The organism is uncultured Mucilaginibacter sp., assembly GCF_937859865.1.
In the GTDB taxonomy this organism is placed as follows: Bacteria; Bacteroidota; Bacteroidia; order Sphingobacteriales; family Sphingobacteriaceae; genus Mucilaginibacter_A.
The window spans coordinates 1-5,777 of record NZ_CALMAT010000002.1 but is presented as its reverse complement, the minus strand read 5'-3'; the positions used below and the strand labels follow the sequence as shown (position 1 = coordinate 5,777).

Sequence of the window (5,777 nt, the reverse complement as noted above, 5' to 3'; positions counted from 1 at the left end):
TTCCTCAATAAAAACGGGGAAAACCGGTTGGCTGTGCTGGTTTATCCGCCAAACCCAGTTGGCAAACCTGGCGGACAAGGCGGCGACGGCCGGATTGCAAAAGGCGTTGGCCTGCAATATACAGCCGGCTGGGATTGGATTGCACCAACGCGCGACCGCAATACCGGCATTTGGGATAAAGTAACCATCGAAAAAACCGGAGCAGTTAACCTGTTAAATCCGCATGTAATTACGGTAGTTCCGGGAATCAGGAAAGTTTTGGGAAATCAGCAACCAGCCATTATCAAAGCATCGGCAGAACTGCAAAACGCTGAAAATCATGTGGTAAAAGGAGTATTGCAATTTACGCTGGACGGAAACACAATTTCTAAACTGGTAACCATTGCAGCAAATTCAACGCAGGAAGTTTCGCTGGCCGATTTCACCCTAAAAAACCCAAAGTTGTGGTGGCCACATGGTTACGGCCCGCAAAATTTATACAAATCCAAAATTCAGTTTTTAGTTGGGCGCCAAGTTTCTGATCAGGAAAATGTTTCGGTTGGCGTTCGTGAAATTACCACAAGTTGGAATACCGAAACGCAGAGCCGACAAGTGGAAGTGAACGGACAAAAGATATTTATCAAAGGCGGAAACTGGATTATTTCGGATGCGATGCTGCGTTTTTCGGATGCGCGTTATGATGCGGAAGTCCGTTTTCACCGCGATATGAACCTCAACTTGATCCGGGTTTGGGGCGGTGCTTTGGTAGAACGGCCGGAATTTTACCAGGCTTGCGATAAATATGGCTTGCTGGTTTTTCAGGATTTTTGGATTTCTGGCGATGCAAACGGCAAATGGCTGGACCCGGCGAAAGCTGACGACCAATGGACACGCCGCAAATATCCCGACGACCACCAACTGTATTTAAAATCTGTTGCCGATCAAATCAAACTCGTCCGTAACCATCCTTCGCTGGCCATTTGGTGCGGCGGAAACGAAATTACACCGCCCGAGGATATTTTGCTGGCAGTCCGCGATACGTTGATGCCAAAACTGGACGGCACACGTTGGTTTGTAGATTATTCAAATTCTGATAAAATGTCGCTCAATACGATTGGCGGCAACGGCGACGGGCCTTATGGAATTCAACCGCTTTCCAATTTTTGGCAGGAACGGACTTTTCCTTTTAATTCTGAAATTGGCTCGGTTGGTTTGAGCGATTATGAATCGTTGCAACGTTTCATCCCCGAAAAAAACCTGATTGCACCGGAATATTCGGCCCAAAACAAAACCGCTAAAGTAGATTCGGTTTGGGATTACCACAAATACATTGCTTACGATGCTTTTATTGATCCGTACGGGAAAGCAAAAGATGCCCGGGATTTTGCAGCGAAAGCACAACTGGTTAATTACGACCAGTACCGCGGCTTGATGGAAGGTTTCAGTTCGCACATGTGGAGCTGGTACACCGGCACGATCATCTGGAAAACCCAAAACCCATGGACGGCGATGCGCGGCCAGATGTACGATTATTACCTGGACCCAAACGCTTGCTTGTACGGTTTGCACAACGGCAGCGAGCCGCTTCATGCCATGTACAATCCGATTACCGGCATGGTTTCTATCGTAAACAATACTTTTGAAACCCAGCGCGACTTGATGCTGACCGTTAAAACCATTGACATGAACGGTGAAGAAGGTTTGGTTACGCAGGTTTTTGAAGAAGTGCTGCCTTCGTCGGTCAAAGGTTTTTTGCCGATAAAAACAGTAGTGGAAAAGCGCGCGCACGATAAAGGCGTGTTTTTGTGCCTGCAACTTTTCGACAAAAACAAGCATAAACTGAGCGAGAATATTTACTGGATAAAAGATGCATCGGGCAATTATTCGGGTTTGCAGGAAATGGCCGCATCACAATTGCAAACTTCGGCACAAAAAACAGGCGAAGGAAAAATTGAAGTAATATTGACCAACCCGGCAAAAGCGCCGCTTGCTTTTTTTAACCGCTTATCGCTGGTTAATGCGGCAACGCACAAACGGGTTTTGCCGGTTTTTTATTCGGACAATTATATCTCGGTTTTGCCCGGCGACCAACAAAAAGTAACATTAGAATATCAGCTTAAACCAGGCGAACCGATGCCACAGCTTTCGATAAGTGGCTGGAATTTGCCCGAAAAACTAATCACGATAAAATAAAAGCTGTTTAAATTTATATCAGGAAAAAAATGGCAATGCTTCTTTTACCCTATAAAAATTGGTGTTTGCATCAATTTTTTATAAAATCAAAAACCGATTGTTACCAATTTTGGTAGTGTTTTGAAAAGTATGATGGGATAAAATGAGCAACGGGTTAAGCTCGTTTGTTGGTTGTGAAATCAAACAAAATGGTAAGCTGCCCCCGCTGCTGTAGCTGCAAGGTAGTAAAAAACGGTAAAAAAAAGACAGGTATACAGAATATTCGTTGTAAGGCCTGCAAGCTGCAGTTCCAGGAGGAATACCTTTATTGGGCTGCGGATTATAAGAACAGGGATTTGTTAAAGCGGATGCTGTTAAGGGGCAGCGGTGTCAGGGACTGTGCTGTTGTGCTGGGCATCTCTGCCAGCGCAGTCCTTAGGTGTATTTTGAGAATGGGCAAAGCTGCCAAAGTCTGGCCTAAGCAGGGTGCTTATCACTTGGTGCAGATAGACGAACAGTGGTCTTACGTGGGAAATAAGCAAAAGAAAGTATGGCTGCTGTATGCCATTTGTAAAAACAGTGGAGAAATCCTGGCAGCAAACTGGGGCAAAAGGAACAAAAAAAGTATAAGGGCTTTGCTAAAGAAGTTACAGGGAGTGGAAATTAATTTCTATTGCACAGACAACTGGCAGGCATTTGCAGAAGTTTTACCAAAGGAGAAGCACATTGTAGGTAAAAAATATACAAAGAACATAGAAGGAATTAACACGTGGTTCAGGACAAGGCTAAGAAGATTGGCCAGACGGACAGTTTGCTTCTCAAAAAAGCTTATCTACCACTATTCAATCATGAAAACGGCTATCTATGAACGTAACATTAGAGCATCATACATTTGAAAACACAACCCCAATTTTTATAGGGTAAAAGAAGCATGAGGCTTAACAATTAAATTTTAAACATGCACTGAATTTTTGCCTGAACATAAAATCAACCTAAAAAAACAACACGTATGGCCCGTTTAAATTTGTTGGAAGAAACCCGGTACGAAAAGCTTCCGGTTACAGTATTTGCCGATAAAAATGAAGCATCTGTGCAGGTGGCAAAACGAATTGCCGAACTAATTGCCGCCAAAAGTGCAAAAGGCGAAAAAACAATTCTCGGTTTGGCAACTGGTGCAACGCCGGTAAAAGTTTATGCCGAGCTGGTACGTTTGCACCGGGAAGAAGGGCTAAGTTTTGCCAATGTGATTACCTTCAATCTGGATGAATATTTCCCGATGAAACCAACGGCAGCGCAAAGCTACGTTACTTTTATGAACGAAAATTTGTTCAACCACATTGATATCCCGAAAGAAAGCATAAACATCCCGAACGGCACTTTGCCGCAGGAAGAAGTAGCCGCTTTTTGTTTGGAATACGAAAAAAAAATCAGCAGTTACGGCGGTTTGGATTTGCAGATTTTGGGCATTGGCCGTACGGGCCACATCGGTTTTAACGAGCCGGGATCGGCGCCAAATTCGGGCACGCGTTTGGTTACATTGGATGATTTGACACGCCGCGACGCCTCCCATGATTTTGGCGGAAAAGAAAACGTGCCGGTAAAAGCCATCACGATGGGTATTGGCACGATCTTTAAAGCACGCGAAATTATTTTGATGGCTTGGAACTATAAAAAAGCGTCCATCATCAAAAAAGCGGTGGAAGGCGAAATTTCTTCGGACGTGCCGGCCACTTATTTGCAACTATCTGAAAACGTAGAGTTTGTTTTGGACGAAGAAGCTGCTGCCCAATTAACGCGTTTTAACACGCCGTGGCTGGTTAAAGATTGTGTGTGGACAGAAAGGCTCATCAAAAAAGCCGTGATCTGGCTGGCTACAACGGTAAACAAACCAGTTTTAAAACTAACGGAAGAAGACTACAACAACCACGGCATGGCGCAATTGGCCACCGAAAAAGGCCCGGTTTACAACATCAACATTGATATTTTTAACCAGGTGCAGCATACCATTACGGGCTGGCCGGGCGGAAAACCAAACGCAGACGACAGCCAGCGGCCGGAACGTGCAGAACCGGCCAAAAAACGCGTGATCGTGTTTTCGCCGCACCCGGACGACGATGTGATTTCGGTTGGCGGTACGTTTATCCGTTTGGTTGATCAGGGCCATGATGTGCATGTGGCTTACCAAACCTCGGGCAACAATGCCGTTTGGGACGATGATGCGTTGCGTTACCTTGAGTTTGCGATTGATTTTGCCAAAAGCCAGCACCAGGAAGTTGCGCAGTTGGAAGCTTTGTACCATAACATGCGTGCGTTTTCGCAAAGCAAACACCCGAACCAGGACGATCCGCAGGAACTGAAAACGGTGAAAGGGCTGATCCGCAAAGGCGAGGCCATTGCTGGTGCCCGTTTTGCCGGCGTACCGGATGACCATATCCATTTTTTAGACCTGCCATTTTATGACCGCTTGAAAATGCAAAAAAACGTAAGCTTTGAAGACGATATTAAAGAAACAATGGCCTTGTTAAGCGCCATCAAGCCACATCAGGTTTTTGCCGCCGGAGATTTTGCCGATCCGCATGGCACGCACAAAATTTGTTTTGATATTATGATAGAAGCTTTAAACCGTTTAAAAAATGAGGAATGGACAAAAGATTGCTGGATTTGGCTTTACCGAGGTGCCTGGCACGAGTTTGAAACCTACGAAATCGAGATGGCCGTTCCGCTTTCCCCGCAGGAAGTGATCCGTAAACGTTTGGCTATTTACAAGCACCAGTCGCAAAAAGATTTGCCTGTTTTTCCCGGCGATGACGCGCGCGAATTTTGGGTGAGGGCAGAAGACCGCAACCGCGAAACCGCTTGCGCATACGATAAATTGGGCATGGCCGAATACGAAGCGATGGAAGCATTCGTAAGGTACAAGTTAAATTAGTAATTTTCGCTGTCGTTCCGAACGAAGGGAGGAATCTTCTTTCAGCAAAAAAATATTCTGCTTTGAAGAAGATTTCTCCCCTTGGTCGAAATGACAAAACACAGCCAAATGGAACATTAACCGGAAAATGAAAATTAAATTTTAAAAGTTAAGTTTATAGCCGATATCCGAAAGCTGACGGCTAATAGCTGATAGCTCAAACCCCAAACCTCTTACCTAAAATGAAAAGAAGCACATTTATCCAACAAGCCGGTTTGTTAACGGGCGGGTTATTTTTAAACCAATCGGTTTTTGCTGCCGAAGAATTTGTGAGCCATCGCCCGGCTTTGGGCAAACGCAATTTTACCAGCAAAGCAGTAGAAGATGCCATTGTGCAGTTTAAAGCCAAAGTAAAAGACAAAGAACTAACCTGGCTTTTTGAAAATTGCTTTCCGAACACACTCGACACCACCGTTTTTCATACGGTAAAAGAAGCACGGCCGGATACTTACGTTATTACCGGCGATATTGATGCGATGTGGCTGCGCGATAGCTGCGCACAGGTTTGGCCATACCTTACTTTCCTTAAAAAAGACGAACAGTTGCGCCAGTTGATTGCAGGCGTAATTAACCGGCAGGCGGAATGTGTTTTAAAAGACCCTTACGCCAATGCTTTTTATCGGGACGAAACTAAAATAAGCGATTGGAAAACCGACCG

The 5,777-nt window shown here is 45.0% G+C and carries 4 protein-coding genes; all 4 read left to right on the top strand.

What is annotated here, in order from left to right; genetic code table 11:
* Positions 1-33 precede the first annotated feature (33 nt).
* Positions 34-2,172, top strand: a complete 2,139-nt coding sequence (locus tag Q0192_RS00035; RefSeq protein WP_299284186.1) for a glycoside hydrolase family 2 TIM barrel-domain containing protein — start codon at positions 34-36, stop codon at positions 2,170-2,172.
* Between the two features lie 173 nt (positions 2,173-2,345).
* Positions 2,346-3,047: an IS1 family transposase gene (locus Q0192_RS00030; RefSeq protein WP_299284183.1), complete on the top strand. Its 702-nt coding sequence runs from the start codon at positions 2,346-2,348 to the stop codon at positions 3,045-3,047.
* Positions 3,048-3,160: 113 nt separating this feature from the next.
* Complete coding sequence (gene nagB / locus Q0192_RS00025) at positions 3,161-5,080, top strand: glucosamine-6-phosphate deaminase (RefSeq protein WP_299284180.1); 1,920 nt, start codon at positions 3,161-3,163, stop codon at positions 5,078-5,080.
* Positions 5,081-5,301: 221 nt separating this feature from the next.
* Positions 5,302-5,777: glycoside hydrolase family 125 protein (locus Q0192_RS00020; protein WP_299284177.1), on the top strand; the 476-nt coding region annotated here is incomplete at its 3' end.